This is a genomic window from Cupriavidus sp. SHE (assembly GCF_000812445.1).
Lineage (GTDB): Bacteria > Pseudomonadota > Gammaproteobacteria > Burkholderiales > Burkholderiaceae > Cupriavidus > Cupriavidus metallidurans.
Genome location: NZ_JWMB01000042.1, coordinates 154,488 through 177,745, shown reverse-complemented (window position 1 = coordinate 177,745; position 23,258 = coordinate 154,488). Strand labels below are relative to the sequence as shown.

22 protein-coding genes are annotated in these 23,258 nt (G+C 64.0%); 13 read left to right on the top strand and 9 right to left on the bottom strand.

What is annotated here, in order from left to right; genetic code table 11:
- The first annotated feature begins 32 nt into the window (after positions 1-32).
- From RN01_RS21115 to RN01_RS21100, 4 genes are all read left to right on the top strand, one after another.
- Positions 33-827 carry a MetQ/NlpA family ABC transporter substrate-binding protein gene (locus tag RN01_RS21115; protein WP_017513035.1) on the top strand — a complete coding sequence of 265 codons (795 nt, stop codon included), beginning with the start codon at positions 33-35 and terminating at the stop codon, positions 825-827.
- Between the two features lie 211 nt (positions 828-1,038).
- Positions 1,039-1,788 carry an electron transfer flavoprotein subunit beta/FixA family protein gene (locus tag RN01_RS21110; RefSeq protein WP_008643682.1) on the top strand — a complete coding sequence of 250 codons (750 nt, stop codon included), beginning with the start codon at positions 1,039-1,041 and terminating at the stop codon, positions 1,786-1,788.
- 18 nt (positions 1,789-1,806) lie between these two features.
- Entirely contained in the window at positions 1,807-2,742 is a 936-nt protein-coding gene (locus RN01_RS21105; RefSeq protein ID WP_008643684.1) for an electron transfer flavoprotein subunit alpha/FixB family protein, read from the top strand.
- A gap of 119 nt (positions 2,743-2,861) precedes the next feature.
- Positions 2,862-4,646: an acyl-CoA dehydrogenase gene (locus RN01_RS21100; protein ID WP_017513036.1), complete on the top strand. Its 1,785-nt coding sequence runs from the start codon at positions 2,862-2,864 to the stop codon at positions 4,644-4,646.
- A 77-nt stretch (positions 4,647-4,723) separates the two neighbouring features.
- On the opposite strand, the gene RN01_RS21095 is transcribed toward RN01_RS21100, so the two are convergent.
- The gene (locus tag RN01_RS21095) at positions 4,724-6,028 is read right to left on the bottom strand and encodes a D-amino acid dehydrogenase (protein ID WP_008643686.1); all 1,305 of its coding nucleotides are present in this window, start codon (positions 6,026-6,028) and stop codon (positions 4,724-4,726) included.
- Positions 6,029-6,136: 108 nt separating this feature from the next.
- Here RN01_RS21095 and RN01_RS21090 point away from each other — a divergent pair, with 108 nt between their 5' ends.
- Positions 6,137-6,646 (top strand): Lrp/AsnC ligand binding domain-containing protein, encoded by a 510-nt coding sequence (locus RN01_RS21090; RefSeq protein ID WP_008643687.1) that lies wholly within the window; start codon positions 6,137-6,139, stop codon positions 6,644-6,646.
- 19 nt (positions 6,647-6,665) lie between these two features.
- Here RN01_RS21090 and RN01_RS21085 read toward each other — a convergent pair whose 3' ends face one another.
- From RN01_RS21085 to RN01_RS21060, 6 genes are all read right to left on the bottom strand, one after another.
- Entirely contained in the window at positions 6,666-7,751 is a 1,086-nt protein-coding gene (locus tag RN01_RS21085) for a PA0069 family radical SAM protein (RefSeq protein WP_017515202.1), read from the bottom strand.
- A 134-nt stretch (positions 7,752-7,885) separates the two neighbouring features.
- Entirely contained in the window at positions 7,886-8,818 is a 933-nt protein-coding gene (locus RN01_RS21080; RefSeq protein ID WP_024570700.1) for a LysR family transcriptional regulator, read from the bottom strand.
- Between the two features lie 32 nt (positions 8,819-8,850).
- Positions 8,851-9,342, bottom strand: a complete 492-nt coding sequence (locus RN01_RS21075; protein ID WP_008643690.1) for an NINE protein — start codon at positions 9,340-9,342, stop codon at positions 8,851-8,853.
- 96 nt (positions 9,343-9,438) lie between these two features.
- The gene (locus RN01_RS34365) at positions 9,439-9,588 is read right to left on the bottom strand and encodes a hypothetical protein (RefSeq protein ID WP_164846242.1); all 150 of its coding nucleotides are present in this window, start codon (positions 9,586-9,588) and stop codon (positions 9,439-9,441) included.
- 230 nt (positions 9,589-9,818) lie between these two features.
- Positions 9,819-10,232 (bottom strand): hypothetical protein, encoded by a 414-nt coding sequence (locus RN01_RS21065; RefSeq protein ID WP_024570701.1) that lies wholly within the window; start codon positions 10,230-10,232, stop codon positions 9,819-9,821.
- Between the two features lie 184 nt (positions 10,233-10,416).
- On the bottom strand, positions 10,417-11,550 hold the full coding sequence (locus RN01_RS21060) for a sorbosone dehydrogenase family protein (protein WP_017513093.1): 1,134 nt from the start codon (positions 11,548-11,550) through the stop codon (positions 10,417-10,419).
- Positions 11,551-11,725: 175 nt separating this feature from the next.
- Between RN01_RS21060 and rpsP the strand changes: the two genes are divergently transcribed.
- The 5 genes from rpsP (at position 11,726) to RN01_RS21035 (ending at position 14,794) form a co-directional block, all read left to right on the top strand.
- A complete protein-coding gene (gene rpsP / locus RN01_RS21055) occupies positions 11,726-11,977 on the top strand; it encodes a 30S ribosomal protein S16 (RefSeq protein ID WP_008643697.1) in 252 nt (83 codons plus the stop codon).
- Between the two features lie 58 nt (positions 11,978-12,035).
- Complete coding sequence (gene rimM / locus RN01_RS21050; RefSeq protein ID WP_017513094.1) at positions 12,036-12,698, top strand: ribosome maturation factor RimM; 663 nt, start codon at positions 12,036-12,038, stop codon at positions 12,696-12,698.
- Positions 12,699-12,717: 19 nt separating this feature from the next.
- Positions 12,718-13,500: a tRNA (guanosine(37)-N1)-methyltransferase TrmD gene (gene trmD / locus RN01_RS21045; protein WP_011515592.1), complete on the top strand. Its 783-nt coding sequence runs from the start codon at positions 12,718-12,720 to the stop codon at positions 13,498-13,500.
- Between the two features lie 74 nt (positions 13,501-13,574).
- Positions 13,575-13,967 (top strand): 50S ribosomal protein L19, encoded by a 393-nt coding sequence (gene rplS / locus RN01_RS21040; protein ID WP_008643705.1) that lies wholly within the window; start codon positions 13,575-13,577, stop codon positions 13,965-13,967.
- A 146-nt stretch (positions 13,968-14,113) separates the two neighbouring features.
- A complete protein-coding gene (locus RN01_RS21035) occupies positions 14,114-14,794 on the top strand; it encodes a CoA pyrophosphatase (RefSeq protein ID WP_008643707.1) in 681 nt (226 codons plus the stop codon).
- A 31-nt stretch (positions 14,795-14,825) separates the two neighbouring features.
- Here RN01_RS21035 and RN01_RS21030 read toward each other — a convergent pair whose 3' ends face one another.
- Positions 14,826-15,674, bottom strand: coding sequence for a sulfurtransferase (locus RN01_RS21030; RefSeq protein WP_017513096.1), 849 nt, complete (start codon positions 15,672-15,674; stop codon positions 14,826-14,828).
- Positions 15,675-15,851: 177 nt separating this feature from the next.
- Here RN01_RS21030 and dnaE point away from each other — a divergent pair, with 177 nt between their 5' ends.
- Both dnaE and RN01_RS21020 read left to right on the top strand, forming a co-directional pair.
- Entirely contained in the window at positions 15,852-19,355 is a 3,504-nt protein-coding gene (gene dnaE / locus RN01_RS21025; RefSeq protein ID WP_024570702.1) for a DNA polymerase III subunit alpha, read from the top strand.
- Entirely contained in the window at positions 19,348-20,610 is a 1,263-nt protein-coding gene (locus tag RN01_RS21020) for a glycosyltransferase (RefSeq protein ID WP_024570703.1), read from the top strand. The genes dnaE and RN01_RS21020 overlap by 8 nt, the downstream gene beginning before the upstream one ends.
- On the opposite strand, the gene RN01_RS21015 is transcribed toward RN01_RS21020, so the two are convergent.
- Positions 20,543-21,325, bottom strand: a complete 783-nt coding sequence (locus tag RN01_RS21015) for a glycosyltransferase family 2 protein (RefSeq protein ID WP_024570704.1) — start codon at positions 21,323-21,325, stop codon at positions 20,543-20,545. The genes RN01_RS21020 and RN01_RS21015 overlap by 68 nt on opposite strands.
- Positions 21,326-21,421: 96 nt before the next feature.
- Here RN01_RS21015 and msbA point away from each other — a divergent pair, with 96 nt between their 5' ends.
- Positions 21,422-23,188, top strand: coding sequence for a lipid A export permease/ATP-binding protein MsbA (gene msbA / locus RN01_RS21010; RefSeq protein WP_017514473.1), 1,767 nt, complete (start codon positions 21,422-21,424; stop codon positions 23,186-23,188).
- The last annotated feature ends 70 nt before the right edge of the window (positions 23,189-23,258 follow it).

Sequence of the window (23,258 nt, the reverse complement as noted above, 5' to 3'; positions counted from 1 at the left end):
AAGCAATTCACAGGGAAACCTTGGGGTAAAACATGCAACGTCGTAACGTGCTGAAGGGCGCCATCGTCGCGCTGGGTGTGGTGGTGTCGGCTGGCGCATTCGCGCAGGAAAAGCCGATCAAGGTCGGCGTGACGGGTGGCCCGCACGCCCAGATCATGGAGCAGGTGAAGAAAGTGGCAGCCAAGGATGGCCTGACCATCCAGGTGGTGGAGTTCAGTGACTACATCCAGCCGAACGCCGCGCTGGCTGCCGGCGATCTGGATGCCAACAGCTACCAGCACCTGCCGTACCTCGAGGCACAGATCAAGGACCGTGGCTACAAGTTCACGAACGTGGCCTTCACGGTGACGTTCCCGATGGGGGTCTACTCGAAGAAGATCAAGTCGCTTGACCAGCTCAAGCAGGGTGCCCGCGTCGGCGTGCCGAACGATCCGACGAATGGTGGCCGTGGCTTGCTGCTGCTGCAAAGCAAGGGCCTGATCAAGCTGCGCCCGGACGCCGGCCTGAAGGCGACGCCGCTCGACGTGGTCGAGAATCCGAAGAAGATCAAGCTCGTGGAACTCGACGCCGCCCAGCTGCCGCGCTCGCTCGACGACCTCGACGCAGCCGCGATCAATGGCAACTACGCGGAATCGGCTGGCCTGTCGCCCACCCGCGACGCGATTGCGATGGAAGGTCCGAAGGGCCCGTACGCCAACCTGATCGCGATCCGCGAGGCCGACAAAACCAAGCCGTGGGTGGCCAAGCTCGTGAAGGCGTACCACTCGCCGGAAATCAAGCAGTACATCCAGACCACGTTCAAGGATTCTGTGATCACTGCTTGGTGATCTTTTCGAGGTTTTCATCCAAACTCTGTGCGCGCAGGGCATCCTGCGGCACAATGGCGTGAAAATTTTCTGAGTTGCCGGCTATGCCCGGCAATTCTTTGCCTATAAAATAGTACGATCGTTCGAAAATCAAAAGCGCTGCCACCCCGGTGGTTATAATGGCGAGCGATTCAAAAAATTTTGGACTATCAGCTATCAGTGGAGTGAGCGCATGAAAGTACTCGTCGCAGTCAAGCGGGTGGTGGACTACAACGTCAAGGTCCGCGTGAAGTCGGATGGCACGGGCGTCGACCTGGCCAACGTGAAGATGAGCATGAACCCGTTCGACGAAATCGCCGTGGAAGAGGCCGTGCGCCTGAAGGAAGCCGGCGTCGTCACCGAGGTGATTGCCGTGTCGTGCGGCGTGGCGCAATGCCAGGAGACCCTGCGTACCGCGATGGCCATCGGCGCCGACCGTGGCATCCTGGTCGAGTCGAACGAAGACCTGCAGCCGCTGGCCGTGGCCAAGCTGCTCAAGGCCCTGATCGACAAGGAGCAGCCGCAACTGGTGATCCTGGGCAAGCAGGCCATCGACGATGACTCGAACCAGACCGGCCAGATGGTGGCCGCGCTGGCCGGCATGCCGCAAGCTACCTTCGCCTCGAAGGTCGTGCTGGCTGACGGCAAGGCATCGGTGACCCGTGAAGTGGACGGCGGTCTGGAGACCGTGTCGATCAAGCTGCCGGCCGTGGTGACCACCGACCTGCGCCTGAACGAGCCGCGCTACGTCACGCTGCCGAACATCATGAAGGCCAAGAAGAAGCCGCTGGAAACCGTCAAGCCGGAAGATCTCGGCGTCGACGTGAAGCCGCGTCTGTCGACCGTGAAGGTCGTCGAGCCCGCGAAGCGCAGTGCTGGCGTGATGGTCCCGGATGTGGCCACGCTGGTGCAGAAGCTGAAGACGGAAGCCAAGGTTATCTGAGCGCGGGGGAGATAGAACATGACTGCACTCGTCATTGCTGAACACGACAATCAATCGATCAAGGCCGCCACGCTGAACACCGTGACGGCAGCTGCCCAATGCGGCGGCGATGTCCACGTGCTGGTGGCTGGCTCGAACGCCAAGGCTGCCGCCGATGCCGCCGCGAAGATCGCCGGCGTGTCGAAGGTCCTGCTGGCCGACGCACCGTACTTTGGTGACGGCCTGGCCGAGAACCTCGCTGAGCAGATCCTGGCCGTGGCCAGCGACTACTCGCACATCCTGGCTCCGGCTACCGCCTCGGGCAAGAACGTCCTGCCGCGCGTGGCCGCCAAGCTGGACGTGGCACAACTGTCGGACATCACCAAGGTCGACTCGCCCGACACGTTCGAGCGCCCGATCTACGCTGGCAACGCGATCGCCATCGTGAAGTCGTCGGACAAGATCAAGGTCATCACCGTGCGCGGTACCGGCTTCGACGCCGCCGCTGCCGAAGGTGGCTCGGCTTCCGTGGACACGATCCCGGTCGTGGCTGACGCTGGCATCTCGCAATTCGTGTCGCGTGAAGTGACCAAGAGCGATCGTCCGGAACTGACCGCCGCCAAGATCATCGTCTCGGGTGGCCGTGGCGTGGGTTCGGGCGAGAACTACACCAAGGTGCTGACGCCGCTGGCCGACAAGCTGGGCGCCGCGCTGGGCGCATCGCGCGCGGCAGTCGATGCCGGCTTCGTGCCGAACGACTACCAGGTTGGTCAGACCGGCAAGATCGTTGCCCCGCAGCTGTACATCGCCGTCGGTATCTCCGGCGCGATCCAGCATCTGGCCGGCATGAAGGACTCCAAGGTGATCGTCGCGATCAACAAGGATGCCGAAGCCCCGATCTTCTCGGTGGCCGACTACGGTCTGGTGGGCGACCTGAACACCGTGGTGCCGGAGCTGGTGGCCGCACTGGGCTGATAGGTAACACCGGGCTTATGGCCTGGTCGGCCGGCGAAAGCCGGTCGATCGAACAAGAAGAATGAAGCCGTTCCGGGTATCGCCCGCGAGCGGCTTTTTTGCAAACGCTGGAGACATTAATGACCTATCGTGCACCGCTCAAGGACATGCAGTTCGTCATGAACGAGCTGGCGGGCCTGGAAAGCATCAGCCAGTTGCCTGGCTACGAAGACGCCACGCCCGATACGGCACAGGCCGTGCTGGAAGAGGCCGCGAAGTTCAACGAACAGGTCGTGGCACCGCTGAACCGCGCGGGCGATCTGAACCCGAGCAGCTGGAAGGACGGCGTGGTGACCACGACCCCGGGTTTCAGCGACGCATTCCGCCAGTTTGGTGAAGGCGGCTGGCAGGGCGTGCTGCATCCGTCCGAATTCGGCGGCCAGGGTCTGCCGAAGCTGGTGGCCACGCCGTGCAACGAGATGCTGAATGCCGCGAACCTGTCGTTCGCGCTCTGCCCGCTGCTGACCGACGGTGCGATCGAGGCGCTGCTGACAGCCGGATCGGATGCCCAGAAGGAAACCTTCCTGCCGAAGCTGATCTCGGGCGAGTGGACCGGCACGATGAACCTGACTGAACCGCAAGCCGGTTCGGATCTGGCCGCCGTGCGGACCCGCGCGGAGCCGCAGGGCGATGGCACGTTCAAGGTCTTCGGCACCAAGATCTTCATCACGTATGGCGAGCACGATATGGCGGAGAACATCGTCCATCTCGTGCTGGCACGCACCCCGAACGCGCCCGAAGGCGTCAAGGGCATTTCGCTGTTCATCGTGCCGAAGTTCCTGCTCAATGCGGACGGCTCGCTGGGCGAGCGCAACGATGTGCATTGCGTGTCGATCGAACACAAGCTCGGTATCAAGGCCAGCCCCACCGCCGTGCTGCAGTTCGGCGATCACGGTGGCGCCATTGGCACGCTGGTTGGCGAGGAGAACCGCGGGCTTGAGTACATGTTCATCATGATGAACTCGGCACGCTTCTCGGTGGGCATGCAAGGCATCGCCGTGTCCGAGCGTGCTTACCAGCAGGCCGTGGCGTTCGCGAAGGAGCGCGTGCAAAGCCGTCCGGTCGATGGCTCGGCCCGCGAGGCCGTGACGATCATCCATCATCCGGACGTCAAGCGGATGCTGATGACGATGCGCGCGCTGATCGAAGGCGCACGCTCGGTGGCCTATGTGGCCGCCGCCGCTAGCGACATCGCGCACCAGCATCCGGATGAGGGTGTGCGTCGTCAGAACATGGCGCTGTACGAGTTCCTGGTGCCGGTGGTGAAGGGGTGGAGCACCGAGCTGTCAATCGACGTGACCAGCCTGGGCGTGCAAGTGCACGGCGGCATGGGCTTCATCGAGGAAACCGGCGCGGCACAACACTATCGCGACGCGCGCATCCTGCCGATCTATGAAGGCACGACCGCGATCCAGGCGAACGATCTGATTGGCCGCAAGACCGTGCGCGATGGCGGCGCCATGGCACGCGCAATCTGCGCGCAGATCGCCGAGACCGAAGCGGCGCTGGGCAAGCACGGCGGTGACGCGTTCACGGCGGTGCAGGCGCAACTGAAGCAGGGGCGTGAAGCGCTGGAGGCCGTGGTGGAGTTCGTCATCGGCAGCGCGAAGGCGGACCCGAATGCCGTGTTCGCCGGTAGCGTGCCGTACCTGAAGCTGTGTGGCATCGTGTTCTCGGGCTGGCAGTTCGGACGTGCCATGCTGGTTGCCGATGCGAAGCGCGCGGAAGATCCGGCCTTCTACGACGCAAAGATCGCGACGGCGCATTTCTTCGGCCAGCACATCCTGTCCCAGGCATCCGCATTCCGTGCCGCGATTGTGGGCGGTGGCGCTCCGGCCAACGCGCTGACGGCAGATCAGTTCTGATCCAGCGCACCGGGCATCAAGGCAATGAAAAGGGCGACCCCGAGGGGTCGCCCTTTTTTCGTCATGGTGCCGAAGGATCAGGCCGGTAGCGGCCGTGGCAAGTGGTGCGTGCGCGGCTGCTTGCGGTAGCGATCCACCGAGAGGTCGTCGGCACGGATTGCCGGGCGCGTGCCCGAGACCAGGTCGGACAGCAACTGGCCCGAGCCGCAGGCCATCGTCCACCCAAGCGTGCCGTGACCCGTGTTGAGCCAGAGGCCGCGGATGCCAGCGGGGCCGACCACCGGAGTGCTATCGGGTGTCATCGGGCGCAGGCCGGTCCAGAACGTGGCGCGGCTCACATCGCCCGCGCCCGGGAACAGGTCGTTCACCACATGTTCCAGCGTGCGGCGCTTGTTCGGATCGAGCGAGCGGTCATAGCCGACAATCTGCGCCATGCCGCCCACGCGGATGCGGTCGTCGAAGCGCGTGATCGCCACCTTGTATGTCTCGTCGAGCACCGTCGACACCGGGCTCTTCGATGCATCGGTGAGCGGCACCGTGATCGAGAAGCCCTTGAGCGGATAGACGGGCAGGTTCGACAGGCCAGGCAGCACGTGCTTCACGAACGGTGTGGACCAGCTGCCCAGCGCCACCACCACGGCATCGGCCATCATCGGTTGCCCTTCGACGATCGCGCCGGTCACGGCATCGCCCTGCGTCAGCAGGCCGTCGATCGAGCGGTTGTAGATGAACTGCACGCCGATCGATTCGGCCATGGCTGCCAGCCGTTCCGTAAACAGCTGGCAGTCCCCGGTTTCATCGTTCGGCAGGCGCAGGCCACCGGCCAGCTTGTGGCCGACGGCGGCGAGCGCCGGTTCGCTCGCGGCGAGTTCTTCGCGCGAAAGCAATTCGTATGGCACGCCGGCTTCCTCGAGCACGGCGATGTCGCGCGACGCGGCTTCCAATTGCGCGTCGGTGCGGAACACCTGGAGCGTGCCTTGCTGGCGGCCTTCATAGCTGATGCCGGTATCCGCGCGCAGCGCGCGGATGCAGTCCCGGCTGTACTCGGCCAGACGCACCATGCGCTCCTTGTTCACCGCGTAGCGGTCGGCCGTGCAGTTCTGCAGCATCTGCCACATCCACTGAAGCTGGAACAGCGTGCCGTCGGGTTTGATCGTGAGCGGTGCGTGCTCCTGGAACATCCACTTGATCGCCTTGAGCGGAACGCCGGGTGCTGCCCACGGCGACGCATAGCCCGGAGAGATCTGGCCGGCGTTGGCAAAGCTGGTGCCAAGAGCGGGGCCGCCTTCGCGGTCTACCACGATCACTTCGTGACCGGCGCGGGCCAGATACCACGCACTGGTGACGCCAATAACGCCACTGCCAAGAATTAGAACGCGCATGTTGGGGGCTCTCTACTGCGGAATGGATGTGTGGGAGAATTCGCTTCTATACTATTGACTTCAAGGCAGTCATAGTTACCGAATTTCTCTGTAAAACAGGAAAAAATCATGAGAACGAGTCGTCAGCCGGTACGTGCGCTGGATCGGCTGGACCGGAAGATTCTGGGGGTCCTGCAGGCCGATGGCCGGATTTCGATGAAGGAGCTGGCGGAGGCCGTCGGGCTGACCATCACGCCGTGCATCGAGCGCGTGAAGCGGCTCGAACGCGACGGGGTCATCATGGGGTACTACGCGCGGCTGAACCCGACGCTGCTTGGCAGCGCGCTGCTGGTCTTCGTCGAGATCTCCCTGGGGAACAAATCGGGCAACATGTTCGAGCAGTTCCGGCGCGAGGTGCTGCGGATCCCCGAGGTGCTCGAGTGCCACCTGGTATCGGGCGATTTCGATTACCTGATCAAGGCGCGCATCCGCGAGATCGGCGAATATCGCCGGCTGCTCGGCGACATCCTGCTGCAACTGCCGGGCGCGGCGCAGTCGAAAAGCTACGTGGTGATGGAAGAGATCAAGGAGACGCTGGCGATCGCCGTGGACGAGAAGGAGCGCAGCCAGCCGGGCTGACGGCTCCTGGCCTGCCGGCTCAGAAAAGGCTGCCTTGCGGCGAATCCTCGGGCGGCACGCGGAACAGATCGGTGCGCAGCGGGTGGCGCTCCTGATTGAGCCCAAGCCTCCGGCATGCGATCTCGAAACGCTTGCGGACCAGTTCGGCAAAAATGCCCGTCCCGCGCATCCGGCTCGTGAATGCCGCGTCGTTGTGCTTCCCGTTACGCATGTCCTCGATGATGCTCAGCACATGCTGCTTGCGGCCGGGAAAATGCTCCTCGAGCCATTCGATGAAGATGCCGTGAACCTCTAGCGGCAGGCGCAGCATGACGAAGCCGGCCGACGTTGCCCCGACTTCGCTGCAGGCCTTCAGCACGTTTTCCAGGTCGTAGTCGGTCAGCGCCGGTATCACCGGGGCAAAGAGCACCCCGGCCGGCACGCCGGCCTCGGCCAGCAACCGGATGCCTTCGATCCGTTTGGCTGGTGTGCTGGCGCGCGGCTCCATCTTTCTGGCGATATCGGCATCGAGCGTCGTGACGGACATGAATACGCGCGCCAGCCCATTCCGGGCCATACGGGCAAGGATGTCGATATCTCGCGTCACCAGAAACGATTTGGTTGTGATGGCCACCGGGTGCTGGAAGCGTTCCAGCACCTCCAGAATGCCGCGCGTGAGCTGGAATTTCCGCTCGATCGGCTGGTACGGATCGGTGTTGGTGCCGAGCGCGATGACGCTCGGCTTGTAGTGTTTCTTGCGGAGTTCCTGCTCGAGCAGCGTAGCGGCATTTGGCTTGGCGAACAGCTTTGTCTCGAAGTCGAGACCAGGCGACAGGCCCAGGTAGGCATGATTCGGTCGCGCAAAACAGTACGAGCATCCGTGCTCGCAACCCCGGTACATGTTGATCGACTGGTCGAACGGAACATCGGGCGACTGGTTGCGCGAGATGATCGTCCTGGCCGGCTCGATCGCGATCGTCGTCCGTGGCGCGGGAGACTCTCCGTGCAAGGCCTCCAGATCGGCAAGCATGGCCGCATCCGCCTCTCGGGACAGGCTGTCGAAACGCGATTCCGTGTTCGACAGCGCGCCTCTTCCCTTGCGGAAGCCATCGGGTAGTGACGTCATGGGGGCTCTTGACTCGTACAATCTCCAATACTGTATAAATATACAGTATTGGTGGCGAGATACCAGTGCCCTGATCAGTGCCCTGATGGAATGCGCGCCCTGGGGATTGAACCTCCGGTGGGCTTCAGATCTCGTCAGACGGTACGTGTGGCCAAGGGAGGCGCGTCGTCGCGATCCCAGTAGGGCGGGGAGCCGAACCAGTTGGCAAAGAAGTCGACAAAGGCGTGTGTCTTGGCGGGAACCAGATGCCGGCTCGGATAGACCGCCCAGATCGAGACGACCGGCAATACCGGGTATTCATCGAGCACGGTGACCAACTCGCCGCGGCGCAGGTATGGCGCCACATCCCAGGTCGACTTCAGCGCGATGCCCACGCCCGCGACGATCGCGTCGCGAATCACCTCGCCGTTATCGGCGCGTAGCGTGCCCCGCACGCTCACCGCGCTTTCGCCGACCGGAGTATCGAAGCGCCAGGTCGATTGATCGCCGAGGACCAGGCAGTTGTGATTGCTCAGGTCTTCCGGGTGCCGTGGGGAGCCGTGTCGCGCGAGGTATTCCGGCGATGCGCAGATCACACGATGACTGGGCGCGAGTGGCCTGGCGACCAGCGAGGAATCGGGGAGCGCGCCCATGCGGAGCGCGACGTCAATCCCACTATCGACGAGGCCGACGATCTGGTCGCTCAGGCGCAGATCCAGTGTGATGCCGGGGTAGGTGGCCAGGAGGGCGGGGATCGCCGGCGAGACATGCTGGCGTCCAAACGAGGCAGGCGCCGTGACACGCAACGGACCGTGCGGCACCTCCGCGCCTCGGCCCACGGATTGCGCGGCCACTTCCGATGCGGCCAGCAATGGCTCGGCGTGGGTCAGGAACCGCTCACCATCTCCGGTGAGCGAAAGGCGGCGCGTTGTGCGATGTAGCAGGCGGGTGCCTAGCCGATCCTCCAGGCGCTGGAGTCGGGCGCTGGCGGTCGACGTCGACAGTCCCAGATCGCGTGCGGCCGCCGACAGATTGCCGAGCGCCGCCGCGCGCACGAAGACCGCGATATCGGTCAGGTCGAAAGGCATCGTCGGCGCGTAAAGTGGGGCCAGGCCTTCGGCTATTCCTGCGAGAGCGCCTTGGCTGCCTCGACTTGCGATTCGAAGAACGTCTGGAAGCTGATGGCAAGTCCTGCCATCAGCAGGCCGGTGCCGATCATCAGCGAAAAGATGATCAGGATGACCACGGGCCAGCCCGAGCGCGTGGGCGTGCCATGGGGGTTGTATTGCGCATCCCACTTGTCGTCGGGGCGCAGCCCGAACACGATGGCCGTCAGGAAGGCGCTGATAAGGGACGCGCCGCCGGCCACTGCGAAGACCCAGTTCAGTGCGGTATTGCCGGTGCCGAGGATCAGCGAGGCGATACCGAGCACGCCGGCTACGGTGCAAAGCAGGTGGACCCAGCCGAACTTGTCGCCCAGTCCTTTCAGATAGAAGCGATGCGCCCCAAGGCTGCCGAGCAGGAAGGCCAACGCAACGGTGGCCAGTTTCGATTTACCGCGTGTGTTACGGGCTTCAGTGGCGATGGCGGGGGCTTGGCTGGCTGCGGGCATCGGTATGGGGACGGGGACTGGGACGGGGACAGTATGGGCGCCATGGCGGGCAGTGGTCGCACATTGTACGCCGGGCCCGGACCGATACCCCGGCGGTCAGAACGGCCAGACGGAGGCCAGGGCGCCGGATACCAGCACGGAGATATGCGTTTCGCTGTACAGCACGAGCGTCAGCAGCAGCATGAACAGCACTGACAATGACAAATGGCCCGCGTGCCGGGCCAGGTCCGAAAAAAGCGGGGACATGATGAACCTCGACAAGGATGTCTTGTGGAGGCTGCGCCCGACCTTGGTGTCGATCAATGGGTACCGGGCAGAGGCAGGTCAGGTCGGTTGCCGTCTGCGCAACGACGGCACGCTGTGCGACTCCGGACAGCGCCGGGCGGCAGCCTGTGCGGCGTCAATTCGCACGCACAAATGTAGAGACAAAGGGGGGCGCGAGGAAGTTCCGGCTACGTGACAAGCCGTCGGCGTGCCTAGCGTCCGCCGTCGCGCCCGCGCGCCTGCCATCCCGGGCCGACATTGCCGGGGTGGGCTTCGGAATTTCGGAGCGTGGCTTCGCCGGGGCTGTTGCGATCGCCGCCACCGGGCTGGCGTGCGCGTTGTTCGTCGTCGCGCCCGCCAGGGCTGGCGGGGCGTCCGCTCAGGCGGTCGTCGTTACGGGCCCTTGCTTCCATGCGATCAATCTGTGCCTGCACATGATCGCGGTTTTCCGCCCGCACGCTGGCGATTTCCCATCCGTTGGCAGCATGCACCGCCTGCACCGTGCGAGCGGTGCGGCTGTGATGCCAGAAGGCGACTTGCGCGTGGCTGACTGCAATGCTGCCGCCAAGGCCGGCAACAGCCACGCTACCAGCCACCATAAGGCGCAGGAGGGGGCGGGTAAACATGCGGAATCCCAAGGTCCTGTTGCTGAGAGAAGTCAGGAGTTGGGTTCATGGTACGCAGGGGCCGTGTGACCGCCTATGCCAATCCCGTTACCGGTGTAACGGATTGTTTCGTCAAATTTGTCAGCTTTGGAGCGTCTGCTGCGATGCCGCGCCAGGCCAGCATTGGCGCGGCATCGCAGCGTTTTCAAGGTGCGTAGCGGATACGATAGATCGCATTGGCTTTGTCGTCGCTAACCAACAGCGAACCGTCGCTTGCCACCTGCACGTCGACCGGGCGACCCCACGCCTTGCCGTCGCGCAGCCATCCTTCGGCAAAGATCTCCTGACGAATGACGCGCCCATCGTCATCGAGCACGATCCGCGCAATCCGGTAGCCGATTGCAGTGGAGCGGTTCCAGCTACCGTGCTCGGCGATGAAGATGTTGTTCTTGCGATATTCCGGTGGAAACTGCGTGCCCGTGTAGAAGCGCATCCCGAGCGCGGCCACGTGTGGCCCCAGCTTGGCGACAGGCGGTATGAACGCCGAACACGGGCGCTGTTTCCCGAACTCCGGGTCGGCAATCGTGCCGGCGTGGCAATACGGAAAGCCGAAGTGCTCGCCTTCACGCGTCAATCGGTTCAATTCGTCGTCGGGCTGGTCGTCGCCTAGCCAGTCGCGCCCATTGTCCGTGAACCACAGTTCGTGCGTGACGGGATGCCAGTCGAAGCCAACCGTGTTGCGCACGCCCCGGGCCACTACGCGCAGGTCGGAACCGTCAGGCTTCATTTTCATGATGTTCGCGTAACGGTTCTCGTCCGGCGCGCAGATATTGCATGGCGCGCCGACAGGCACGTAGAGATAGCCGTCAGGTCCAAACGCAATGAATTTCCAGCCGTGATGGGTTTCGGTCGGAAATTTGTCGCTGATAGTGACCGGGCGCGGCGGGTCGTCGAGGCGGCCCTCGATGTTGTCGAGCCGCACGATGCGCGACGTCGATGATGCATACAATGCGCCATCGCGAAAGGCGACGCCCACGGGCATCGTGAGTCCGGATGCGATAACGCGCATCTTCGGATGCGGGCTGAGCGGCGACTCCAGCGCATATACCTTGCCCTCCGCGCGGCTGCCCACGAACAGCGTGCCCTTCGGCGACAGCGTCATGGCCCGCGCGCCGGGCACGTCGTCGCTGAGCACTTCGATCTTGAAGCCTGGCGGCAGCCGGATCTGGTCGATCGGCAGGGCGGCCTGCGCCGTCGCCGCAGACCAGGCGGCACCCAGCAGTGCCAGGCTGCAGAGGGATTTCGCGAGGTATTGCGCAGTGTGCCGATTTGGCCGCATGTCATGCCTCCAGTTCGCGGTTTTCGCCACGGTTCGGCTGGCCGCGTGTTGCGTCAGAAGCGCACCGATGGGGCCGAACAGGGCGGGAAAGTCCTAAGTGTTTGTTTGGGCTCGGGAAGTGGGCTATACTCTTGCGTTTCGTGTTCGCACGCTCCCGTTTTTTCGAGGAATTAACATGGTCGTAATCCGTCTGGCTCGCGGCGGCAGCAAGAAGCGCCCGTTCTTCAATATCGTTGCTACCGATTCGCGCAACCGTCGCGATGGCCGTTTCATCGAGCGTATTGGCTTCTACAACCCGCTGGCTTCCGACAAGGAAGAAGGCCTGCGCGTTGTGCAGGACCGTCTGGCCTACTGGCAAGGCGTTGGCGCTCAACTGTCGCCGACCGTTGCCCGCCTGGTCAAGCAAGCCGGCAAGGCTGCAGCCTGATAGGTCTTGCGCGGCGTGCCCGTATGGCCCGCCGATGCAGAACTGACGCACCGCTAAAGTGACTGGCAATGCCCCCGGCCGCAAGCCGTTGAATCTGGCCGCCACGCAAGGCGGTGCCTCCGGCCGGCAGGAAAAACTGCCCGCCGCGCTGTTGTTCACGGACAGCCTGCCCGACGATCTGGTCGAGGTTGGCTACGTGGGCGCGGCTTATGGTATCCGAGGCTGGATCAAGGTCCAGCCACATGCGGACGACGCCTCCGCATTGCTCCACGCCCGCCGTTGGTGGCTGCTTCGCGCGCCGCCGGCCGGCGTGGTGTCGGCGCCGGCGCAGTCGGCCGAGGCTGTCAGCATCAAGATCTCCCAGTCGCGTGAACACAGCGGTACCGTGGTTGCGCAGCCGGCCGGCGTTTCGGACCGCGGTGTGGCCGAAATGCTCAAGGGGCGTCGTGTCTGGGTCCGGCGCGCGGATTTTCCCGCGGCGGAAGAGGGTGAGTTTTACTGGGTCGACCTGATCGGTTGTGCCGTGGTCAACGAGCAGGGCGAAGCGCTCGGCGAGGTGACCGGCCTGATCGACAATGGCGCCCATCAGATCCTTCAGGTGGCCTACGAGCTGCCGGACGGTAAGGCCGCTGAGCGGCTGATCCCGTTTGTCGACGCGTTCCTGCGGACGGTGGATACACCGGCCAGGCGGATCGTGGTGGACTGGGGGCTCGATTACTGAAGTGTCAGGGGAGGCGCGGATGCAGTTCGATGTAATCACGCTGTTTCCCGAGATGTTTCGCGCGCTGACCGATTGGGGTATCACCAGCCGGGCAGCCAAGCAGCAGCGCTACGCATTGCGTACCTGGAATCCGCGGGATTTCACCGTGGACAACTACCGGACGATTGACGATCGGCCCTATGGTGGCGGACCCGGCATGGTGATGCTGGCCAAGCCGCTCGAGGACGCGATCGACGCCGCCGCAGCGGCGCAGTCGGATGCAGGTGTTGGCAGGCCGCACGTGGTGCTGATGTCGCCGCAAGGCGCGACGCTGACGCACGAGAAGGTCATGGCGTTGTCGCAACGGCCCGGCCTGGTGCTGTTGTGCGGCCGGTATGAAGCGATCGACCAGCGTCTGATCGATCGTCGCGTGGACGAGGAAATCAGCCTCGGCGATTTTGTACTGTCGGGCGGCGAACTGCCGGCGATGGCGCTGATCGACGCGGTGGTGCGGCATTTGCCCGGCGTGCTGGGCGATGCGCAGTCGGCGGTCCAGGACAGTTTCGTCAATGGCCTGCTCGATTGTCCGCATTACACGCGGCCGGAAGAATATGAAGGTGTGCGGGTGCCCGATGTATTGCTCGGGGGCCATCATGCCGAGATCGAAAAGTGGCGGCGCCGGCAGGCGCTGGCCAATACCGCACGCAAGCGTCCCGACCTGATCGTGGCCGCGCGCGAGCAAGGATTGTTGTCCAAGGCCGACGAGAAGTTCTTGTCGGAACTGGCGGCGAAAGCAGGGCAGGAGTTCGCTCCCGCCAAGTGAAAACCCCATCCTCTGCCGGGGCCCAGCAAGTGTCTGGGGCATCCAACGCTGGCACGATGGTTATGGAGAAAACGATGAACATCATCGAGCAAATCGAGAAGGAAGAGATCGCGCGTCTGACCGCGAATAAGACCATCCCCGCATTCGCGCCTGGCGATACCGTTATCGTCAACGTGAACGTGGTTGAAGGTAATCGCAAGCGCGTGCAGGCTTACGAAGGCGTGGTGATCGCCAAGCGTAACCGTGGTCTGAACTCGTCCTTCATCGTGCGCAAGATCTCGTCGGGTGAAGGCGTGGAACGTACGTTCCAGCTGTACTCGCCGCTGATCGCCGGCATCGAAGTGAAGCGTCGCGGTGACGTACGTCGCGCGAAGCTGTACTACCTGCGCGAGCGCTCGGGCAAGTCGGCACGTATCAAGGAAAAGCTGGTGATGAAGGCCAAGCCGGCCGCCGTTGCCGCGGAATAAGCTTTCCCTGTCAGGCGCCAGGTAACTGGCGCTGTGCCGGATTGCGAAGGACACCCTCGGGTGTCCTTTTTGTTTGGCGGCGGCGCAACGCCATGCGTTCTTGCTGCCGTGCAACATTACGCGCTTCTGTCATACTTGAAAGCGCTATGCGTCCAACATTCGATCCTGAAACGCTACCGATCATCGAGACCGATAGCCGCCACGCCCCCCTCTCCACGCCGCGCATGAGACCGGATTTCATCCGGCATCGTCTGCTTGCGCCACCGGCGTGGGAACCCGAACTGACCGATGAATCCCGTGTGTACGACCGGACCCGCGGCTTGCGTGAGGCGGCGGTACTGGTGCCCCTGGTTGAGCGTTCGGATGGTCTGACGGTGCTGCTTACACAGCGCAATGCGAATCTGAATGCCCATGCCGGGCAGATCAGTTTTCCGGGAGGCGGGCAGGAAACCTACGATGCCAATCGCATCGCCACGGCGTTGCGCGAAACCGAGGAAGAGATCGGGCTGACCCGTAACTACGTCGAAGTGCTGGGATCGCTACCGGACTACATCACCGGTACCGGCTATCACGTCAGCCCCGTTGTCGGACTGGTGCATTCAGGGTTCACGCTCCGTGCCGATGAACGCGAGGTGGCCGATATTTTCGAGGTGCCGCTGGCATTCCTGATGGACCCCGCACGGCATGAGCGCCGGTTGTTCCGCTGGGAAGGCGGCGAGCGCATGTTCTACGCCATGCCTTACCCGCGCGAAGGCGGCGGCCAGCGTTTTATCTGGGGCGCGACGGCGGGCATGCTGCGCAATCTCTACCACCTGCTCGCGGCCTGAGCCGCGCCGCCGCCCGCTCCGCCGGTCTTCGTCAGGCCGCGGCCTGAGTAGCGGTGTCGACGCAGTGGGGGCAGCTCTTGCCCACCACGTACTTCGGGTGCTGCTGCTCCTCTGGCGTGACCACTGCGCGGCACGCGAAGCACTGAACCGGCCCTGCGGGTTCCAGGTTCGGATTCAGGGCGGTCCGGTAGTCGAACACGAAGCAGTCGCCGTTGTAGTGGCTTCCACCGACTTCCTCGAAGTACTTCAGAATGCCGCCCTCGAGTTGGTAGACGTGGTCGATTCCCACTTCCTGCATGTGGATGGCGGCCTTCTCGCAGCGGATGCCGCCGGTGCAGAACGACACGATGGTCTTGCCTTCGAACTCGGCCTTGTTCTCCGCCACGGCTGGCGGGAATTCGCTGAACTTGTCGATACCGTACTCCACCGCCTTGTCGAAGGTGCCAACCGCCACCTCGAATGCGTTACGCGTATCGAGCATCACTACCGGGCGTCCCTCGTCGTCATGTCCCTGGTCGAGCCAGCGCTTCAGATCCACGGGGCGCACCGAAGGCGCGCGTCCGGCCTCGGGGCGGATCAGCGGCATCTTCATCGTGATGATTTCCTTCTTGGCGCGCACCAGCATGCGCTTGAAGGGCTGATTTTCTGACAGGCTTTCCTTCGGCGCGATGTCCGTGAACCGGGCATCGGCGTGGAGCCACGCCATGAACTCGTCGATTTGCTCACGCGTGCCGGCCAGGAACATGTTGATGCCTTCTGGCGCGAGCAGGATCGTGCCCTTCAGGCCAGCCGCGTCACAGCGATCGCGCATGACGGGGCGCAGGGTCTCGATGTCTTCGAGCGTGACGAACTTGTAAGCGGAAATATTGACGATCTGCATGGATGACGCTGCCAGGGCCGGGCACCCGAAACGAGGGTGCTCGATAACTGCCTGATTGGAAAGGCGAAATTATAGCCCCTCAGGCCGCATCCCGACACCTCTTCGGGGGCGCTTCGCATTGCGCCTGCGCAAAAACCCCCAAGTGCGGCGATGGGGGAGCCGGTACAATGGCGCCCTATGTCCGCACCCCGCTTCGTACACCTCCGCCTGCACTCCGAGTATTCGATCGTGGATGGCATCGTCCGCCTCGACGACGCCGTCAAGGCCGCCGCCCGTGATGGGATGGGCGCGCTTGCACTGACCGACCTCGCCAACGCCTTTGGCCTGATCCGCTTCTACAAGGAGGCCCGTGGTGGGGGCGTCAAGCCGGTAGTGGGCGCTGACGTCTGGCTGACCAATGCCGAAGATCGCGACAAGCCTGCGCGCATGTTGCTGCTCGTGCAGGATCGCATCGGCTATCTGAACCTGTGCACGCTGCTGTCGCGTGCATGGCTTGGCAACCAGCATCGCGGCCGTGCCGAGTTCGAGCCGGGCTGGCTCGAGGAGCCGGGCGAGGAAGGCCTGCCGCTGGCCACCGGCTTGATCGCGCTGTCAGGCGCGATGGGTGGTGATGTCGGCCAGGCGTTGGCCAATGGGAATGCCGAGGCGGCACGCCGTGCTGCCGAGCATTGGGCCCGGGTGTTCCCGCAACGCTATTACATCGAACTGCAACGTGCCGGTCAGCCTGGCACCGACGCCTACGTGCCGCAGGCTGTGCAACTGGCCGCGTCGATGCAGCTTCCGGTGGTCGCCACGCATCCGGTGCAATTCATGACGCCGGACGATTTCACGGCGCACGAGGCGCGCGTCTGTATCGCGGAGGGCGAACTGCTCGCCAATCCGCGCCGCACGCGCAAGTTCACCACCGACCAGTACTTCAAGACCCAGGACGAGATGACCGCGCTGTTCGCGGATATCCCGTCGGCGCTGCAGAACTCCGTCGAGATCGCCAAGCGCTGCAATCTGACGCTGGAGCTGGGCAAGCCACGCCTGCCGCTGTTCCCGACGCCTGATGGCATGTCGCTCGACGACTACCTTGTGTTCATGGCCAAGGAAGGCCTCGAGAAGCGGATGCTGGTGCTGTTCCCGGACGAGGCCGAGCGCGAGAGCAAGCGTGCCGAGTACTACGCGCGACTGGAGTTTGAAACCGGCACCATCATCAAGATGGGTTTCCCGGGCTACTTCCTGATCGTGGCGGACTTTATCAACTGGGCCAAGAACAATGGCGTGCCGGTAGGGCCGGGCCGGGGTTCCGGCGCGGGTTCGCTGGTGGCCTACGCCCTTGGCATTACCGATCTCGATCCGCTCAAGTACGCGCTGCTGTTCGAGCGATTCCTGAATCCGGAGCGGGTCTCGATGCCCGACTTCGACATCGACTTCTGCCAGCACGGCCGCGATCGTGTGATCACGTACGTGAAGGAGAAATACGGCAAGGACGCCGTGTCGCAGATAGCCACGTTCGGCACCATGGCTGCCAAGGCGGCCGTGCGCGATGTGGGCCGGGTGCTGGATCTCGGCTATGGCTTTGTCGATGGCGTGGCCAAGCTGATTCCGTTCAAGCCCGGCAAGCTGGTCACGCTGGAGGAAGCGAAGAAGGAAGAGCCGGCGCTGGCCGAACGCGAGCGCACGGAAGAGGAAGTGCGCCAGTTGCTGGAACTGGCGCAGCGCGTGGAAGGCATGACGCGTAACGTCGGCATGCACGCTGGTGGCGTGTTGATCGCCCCCGGCCGCCTGACCGATTTCTGCCCGCTCTACACGCAGGGCACGGACGGCATGAGCGGCGTGGTCAGCCAGTACGACAAGGATGACGTGGAAGCGGCCGGACTGGTCAAGTTCGACTTCTTGGGCCTGACCACGCTGACGATCCTCGACTGGGCCGAGCGGTACATCCGCCGGCTCGACCCGAGCAAGGCCGACTGGAACTGCAGCCAGATTCCGCTCGACGACAGCCCCGCATTCGACATCCTCAAGAGCGCCAACACGGTGGCGGTGTTCCAGCTGGAAAGCCGCGGCATGCAGGGGATGCTCAAGGACGCGAAGCCTGACCGCTTCGAGGACATCATCGCGCTCGTGGCGCTGTATCGTCCCGGCCCGATGGACCTGATACCGAGCTTCTGTGCCCGAAAGCACGGCCGCGAGAAGGTCGAGTATCCCGATCCGCGCGTCGAACCCGTGCTCAAGGAGACCTACGGCATCATGGTCTACCAGGAGCAGGTGATGCAGATGGCGCAGATCATCGGCGGCTACTCGCTGGGCGGCGCCGACTTGCTGCGCCGTGCCATGGGCAAGAAGAAGCCCGAGGAAATGGCCAAGCACCGCGACATGTTCCGCGAGGGTGCCGACAAGAACGGGCTGACCGCCCAGCAGGCCGACGACATCTTCGACCTGATGGAGAAGTTCGCGGGCTACGGCTTCAACAAGTCGCACGCGGCTGCGTACGCGCTGCTGGCCTACTACACGGCCTGGCTCAAGGCGCATCATCCGGCCGAATTCATGGCAGCCAACATGTCGCTGGCCATGGACGACACCGACAAGGTCAAGATCCTCTATGAGGACTGCCGCCTGAACAAGATCGAAGTGCTGCCGCCGGACGTCAACGCCAGCGAGTACCGTTTCGCGCCGACCGATGCGAAGACTATCCGCTACGGCCTGGGTGGCATCAAGGGTTCGGGCCAGGGGGCGATCGAGGACATCCTGCGTGCGCGGGAAGAGCGGCCATTCGACGACCTGTTTGATTTCTGCGAGCGCGTGGACCGCCGCCAGGTCAATCGCCGCACGATCGAGGCGCTGATTCGCGCCGGCGCGTTCGACAGTCTCAACGACAATCGCGCCCAGTTGCTGGCCTCGGTATCGATCGCGATGGAGGCGGCAGACCAGAAGGCCGAGTCGGCCAACCAGGTGTCGCTGTTCGACCTGATGGATGACGCCGGCGCGTCGCATCGCCCCGAACTGGTGGATGAGCCGCGCTGGACGCCCAAGCGCACGCTGCAGGAAGAGAAGCAGGCGCTCGGCTACTACTTCTCGGGTCACCTGTTCGATGCGTCGCGCGACGAGGTGCGCCGGTTCGTCAAGGGCACGCTTGCCGCGCTCGAAAAGGAAGTGCAGGGCAATGGCGGTGGCTACGGCCGCGACGTGCGTGGCAAGGTGATTGCCGGTGTGATCACCGGCATCCGTACCCAGATGACCCAGCGCGGCAAGCTGATCATCGTGCTGCTTGACGATGGCACCGCGCAGATCGAAATGACGGTGTTCAACGAGCTGTACGACGCCAACCGTCACATGTTCCGCGAGGACGAACTGCTGATCGCGCAGGGCAATGCGCGCCACGACACCTTCACGGGCGGCGTGCGCTTTACGGCGGATTCGGTGCAGGACCTGGTTGCCGCGCGCGCCCGTTACGCCGATGCCGTGTGCCTCGGCTTCAACGGCAATGCCTCGACGGAGCGCCTGCGCGAGCTGCTGACGCCGTACCTGGCCCACGTGTCGCAGACCCCCGGCGTGCCGGTTCGCATCAGCTATGTCAACAAGACCGCGCAGTGCGAGGCGATGCTGGGCGACCAATGGCAGATCACGCCTTCGGAGGAAGCGTTGACGAGCCTGCGTACCGCCCTGGGCGATACCGTGCGCGTGTTGTATGGCTGACCAGACGAAGGAGCCGGTCGTGCAGGGCGAGCGCAAGCCGCGCGTCCTGTTTCACGTCACGCACTTCCTGCACGGCGGGATCGAAACGTCGCTGGTGTCGCTGATCACCGCGCTGGATCGGGAAGGGTTCGAGATCGGCCTGACGGTGACGTATCCGTCCGAGGCGCTCGAGACCCATTTCCGCGCGCGGCTGCCGGCCGGCGTGAAGCTTCAGGTGCTGGCGCCCGAGCGCTGGCTCTCGCATTGCCGCCAGCTCAAGAAGGCGCGCAAGCTCGGGCCGCTTGGCAAGATCTACGAGGAAGTGCTGCTGCCGCCCGTACGCAAGCCGCTGATGAATCGCCGCTTCCGGCAGGTGCTGGCGCAGGGCTACGACGTGGTGGTCGACTACGACATGTCGCTGTCGCGCATCACCGGTCCGCTGCCGGTCCCGATGATGGGATACCAGCACTTCAGCGTGGCGCACCTCGAGCGGGGTCATCGGCGCAAGCTGCGCAAGCTTCGGCACCAGTGCCGAACCGACTACGCAGCTGTGGTGATGCTGACCGACAGCATGTTGAACGATGCGCGGGCGCTGATTCCCGATGTGGCGGACAAGCTCGTGCGGCTCTACAACACCATCGACCTCGACAGCATCCGCGCCAGGGCGAACGCGCCGCTCGATGCTTCCGCGCAGCCGGCGGGACCGTACATCGTGTCCGTCGGTCGGCTCGAGGAAAGCCAAAAGGATTTCACGACGCTGCTGCACGCTTATGCGCAGCTTGCGAAGGAAGGTATCGACGAGGATCTGGTGCTGGTCGGCGATGGCGCATCGCGGCCGCAACTCGAGGCGCTGGCCGCATCGCTCGGTATCGCCGATCGCGTGACCTTTGCTGGCTTCCAGTCGAACCCCCATGCCTGGATTCGCAAGTCGCGGCTCCTGGCGTTCAGTTCGAAGATGGAAGGTTTGCCCAATGTGCTGCTCGAAGGGCTGGCAGTCGGGCAGGTGGTGGTCAGCACAGATTGTCCGACGGGGCCGCGCGAGATCCTCGACGATGGCCGCGCCGGGCTGCTGGTGCCGGTGGGCGATGCCGCGCAGCTTGCGGCGGCGATCAGGCGTGGCCTGCAGGACGCTGCGCTGCGCGAGTCACTGCTGGCCCACGCAGCGACCCATATCGAGCAGATGGGCTTCAGGCCGACGGCCCAGGCGTTCAGCGTGCTTGCGGATCGCCTGATGCGGCGGGCTGGCGTGCCGGCTGTTGCAGCAGCCACAGCTTGATGTACTTGTAGTAGCTGGCCTGACCGTTCATCAGCGCGATGGCCAAGCCCTGCGGGCCGTCCAGAAATCCGCGGCGTAGCAGGTAGGTGCGCAGGAATGCCCAGCTGCCATGCAGCCACGCGCTGGCCGGCGTGGCGGTCTTGCCACGCTGGAATGCCTGCGTGGCGCCCAGCGTCGAATACTGGTCGACCTTCCGCAGCACCTGCGAGAAGTCGTCGTAGGTGTAGTGCAGCAGCGGATTCCGGAGGTGCGCGATCGGGCCGTCGGTGACGACGTTTTCGTGCACGAGGTCGTCGGTGAACCTGGCCTTTCCCACGCGGAACAGGCGGGTCAGGCGGTCGGGGTACCAGCCGCTGTGCCGGATGAAGCGGCCGCAGAAGCGTGACAGGCGGGGCATGTCGTAGGCGTCGGCCTGACCCGATGCGATGGCTGCCAGGATCTCGTCGCGCAGTTCTGGCGTGACGCGCTCGTCGGCGTCGATGGAGAGTACCCACTCGCTTTGTGCCTTGGACAGGGCGAGGTTTTTCTGTGGACCGAAGCCGGGCCACGTCGCGGTCTGGTGGACCTCCGCGCCCATGGCGCGTGCAGTTTCCACCGTGCCGTCCGTGCTGCCGGAGTCCACTATAATCGCGCGGTCGCACCAGGAGACGCTCTCGAGGCACTCCCGGATATTGTGTGCCTCGTTTTTAGTGATCAGTACGACAGAGATTTTCATAGAGATGCTTGCAATGGGATTCCGCACGCCGACGCTGCCCGCCATTCTAGCGGCAGTCGCCCCGGCGTCCCTTTCCCGTTGGCAAGTGGAGCGAACGTGACCGACAACAAACAACAAACGCCCCAGGAATCCGATACCCTCAAGCGCGTCTGGGCCTATCTGAAGCCCGAGAAGCGCAACTTCGTGCTGGCCATCATCGCCATGGGCCTGGTGGCGGCCAGCGAAGGGATTATTCCGAAGGTCGTCAACGACCTGCTCGACAAGGGCTTCGGCGGCAGCTACGCCGGCAAGCTCTGGCATGTGCCCGCGCTGCTGGTGGGCGTGGCGCTGGTGCGCGGCCTGGCGCAGTTCGCCTCTGGCTACCTGCTTTCGCAGATCTCGAACGGCGTGTTGCTGAAGATGCGGATGCAGATGTTCGACCGGATGCTGCACGCGCCGGCGCTGTTCTTCCACCGCAATACCGCTGCCTCGCTGATCAATGCCGTGATCTTCGAGGTGAACCAGGTGATGCAGATCCTCACAGGCGTGCTGATCACCTTGGTGCGTGACTCGCTGACTGTGGTGGCGCTGCTGATCTACCTGTTCTACACGAACTGGAAGCTGACCCTGGTGGTGGCAGTGCTGCTGCCGGCGATCGGCTTCGTGATGTCGAAGGTCAACCGCCGCCTGCGTCGCCTGAACCGTGAGCATCAGGCGCTGACCAACACCGCCGCCTATGTGGTGGAGGAATCCGTGGGCGGGTTCAAGGTGGTCAAGCTGCACGGTGGCGAAGCGTACGAAATGTCGCGTTTCGAGGCGATGGCCGAGCGGCTGCGCGGCTACTCGATGCGCATGGCTGTGGCCGGTGGCCTGAATCAGCCCGTGACGGCGTTCCTGGCATCGCTGGCGCTGTCCGTGATCCTGACGATCGCGATGATCCAGGCGCAGGGCAACCAGACCACGATCGGTGGCTTCACCGGCTTCGTGATGGCGATGCTGCTGCTGATCTCGCCGCTCAAGCATCTGGCCGACCTGAACCAGCCGCTGCAGCGCGGCCTGACCGCGGCCGAGATGATCTTCGGCCTGATCGACGAGCCGATCGAGCCCCAGAACGGTGGCCTGCCGCTGGAGCGGGCCCGTGGCGATCTGGTGTTCGACAACGTCGGCTTCCGCTATGGCGATGCCGCGCGCGCTGCTCTGAACCATGTCAGCCTGCGTGCCGCGCCGGGCGAGGTCGTGGCGCTGGTGGGGCCGTCGGGTAGCGGCAAGACCACGCTCGTGAACCTGGTGCCGCGCTTCTTCGATCCGACCGAGGGTCACATCTTGCTCGACGGTCAGCCGATCGACCGCTTCGCGCTGGCCGACCTGCGTCGCCAGATCGCCTTCGTCAGCCAGGACGTGGTGCTGTTCAACGACACCGTGGCCGCCAATGTGGCCTATGGCGTGCATCCGCGCGAGAAAATCGATATGGCCCGCGTGGAACGCGCGCTGGCGGCTGCCTACCTGACCGACGTGGTCAGGGGCCTGCCGGAAGGGCTCGAAACGAACATCGGCGACAACGGCATGAAGCTGTCTGGCGGCCAGCGCCAGCGTCTGGCCATCGCGCGAGCGATCTACAAGGATGCGCCGATCCTGATCCTCGATGAGGCGACTTCGGCGCTCGACTCCGAGTCAGAGCGTCAGGTGCAGGCCGCGCTGGAATCGCTGATGGTCGGTCGCACCACGCTGGTGATCGCGCACCGCCTGTCGACGATCGAGAACGCCGACCGGATCGTGGTGCTGGAGCAGGGTCGCGTAGCCGAGCAGGGCAGCCACGCCGAGCTGATCGGCAAGAACGGCCTGTACGCGGGCCTGCATCGCATCCAGTTCGCGTCACAGGCATAAGCTGTTAGTGATTCGACGGCCGTGACGAGGGGTCACGGCCGGGCATGTACCAACAGGGGAACATACCCCG

Bases quoted from the DNA above. Each gene is read 5' to 3' on its own strand.
- RN01_RS21080 (WP_024570700.1), bottom strand. From the start codon at position 8,818: ATGCCTTTCGACCTGACCGATATCGCGGTCTTCGTGCGCGCGGCGGCG.
- RN01_RS21075 (WP_008643690.1), bottom strand. From the start codon at position 9,342: ATGCCCGCAGCCAGCCAAGCCCCCGCCATCGCCACTGAAGCCCGTAAC.
- RN01_RS21060 (WP_017513093.1), bottom strand. From the start codon at position 11,550: ATGCGGCCAAATCGGCACACTGCGCAATACCTCGCGAAATCCCTCTGC.
- rpsP (WP_008643697.1), top strand. From the start codon at position 11,726: ATGGTCGTAATCCGTCTGGCTCGCGGCGGCAGCAAGAAGCGCCCGTTC.
- RN01_RS21110 (WP_008643682.1), top strand. From the start codon at position 1,039: ATGAAAGTACTCGTCGCAGTCAAGCGGGTGGTGGACTACAACGTCAAG.
- RN01_RS21020 (WP_024570703.1), top strand. From the start codon at position 19,348: ATGGCTGACCAGACGAAGGAGCCGGTCGTGCAGGGCGAGCGCAAGCCG.
- RN01_RS34365 (WP_164846242.1), bottom strand. From the start codon at position 9,588: ATGTCCCCGCTTTTTTCGGACCTGGCCCGGCACGCGGGCCATTTGTCA.
- RN01_RS21030 (WP_017513096.1), bottom strand. From the start codon at position 15,674: ATGCAGATCGTCAATATTTCCGCTTACAAGTTCGTCACGCTCGAAGAC.
- RN01_RS21115 (WP_017513035.1), top strand. From the start codon at position 33: ATGCAACGTCGTAACGTGCTGAAGGGCGCCATCGTCGCGCTGGGTGTG.
- RN01_RS21015 (WP_024570704.1), bottom strand. From the start codon at position 21,325: ATGAAAATCTCTGTCGTACTGATCACTAAAAACGAGGCACACAATATC.
- RN01_RS21100 (WP_017513036.1), top strand. From the start codon at position 2,862: ATGACCTATCGTGCACCGCTCAAGGACATGCAGTTCGTCATGAACGAG.
- RN01_RS21090 (WP_008643687.1), top strand. From the start codon at position 6,137: ATGAGAACGAGTCGTCAGCCGGTACGTGCGCTGGATCGGCTGGACCGG.
- rplS (WP_008643705.1), top strand. From the start codon at position 13,575: ATGAACATCATCGAGCAAATCGAGAAGGAAGAGATCGCGCGTCTGACC.
- trmD (WP_011515592.1), top strand. From the start codon at position 12,718: ATGCAGTTCGATGTAATCACGCTGTTTCCCGAGATGTTTCGCGCGCTG.
- RN01_RS21065 (WP_024570701.1), bottom strand. From the start codon at position 10,232: ATGTTTACCCGCCCCCTCCTGCGCCTTATGGTGGCTGGTAGCGTGGCT.
- RN01_RS21035 (WP_008643707.1), top strand. From the start codon at position 14,114: ATGCGTCCAACATTCGATCCTGAAACGCTACCGATCATCGAGACCGAT.
- dnaE (WP_024570702.1), top strand. From the start codon at position 15,852: ATGTCCGCACCCCGCTTCGTACACCTCCGCCTGCACTCCGAGTATTCG.
- RN01_RS21105 (WP_008643684.1), top strand. From the start codon at position 1,807: ATGACTGCACTCGTCATTGCTGAACACGACAATCAATCGATCAAGGCC.
- RN01_RS21095 (WP_008643686.1), bottom strand. From the start codon at position 6,028: ATGCGCGTTCTAATTCTTGGCAGTGGCGTTATTGGCGTCACCAGTGCG.
- RN01_RS21085 (WP_017515202.1), bottom strand. From the start codon at position 7,751: ATGACGTCACTACCCGATGGCTTCCGCAAGGGAAGAGGCGCGCTGTCG.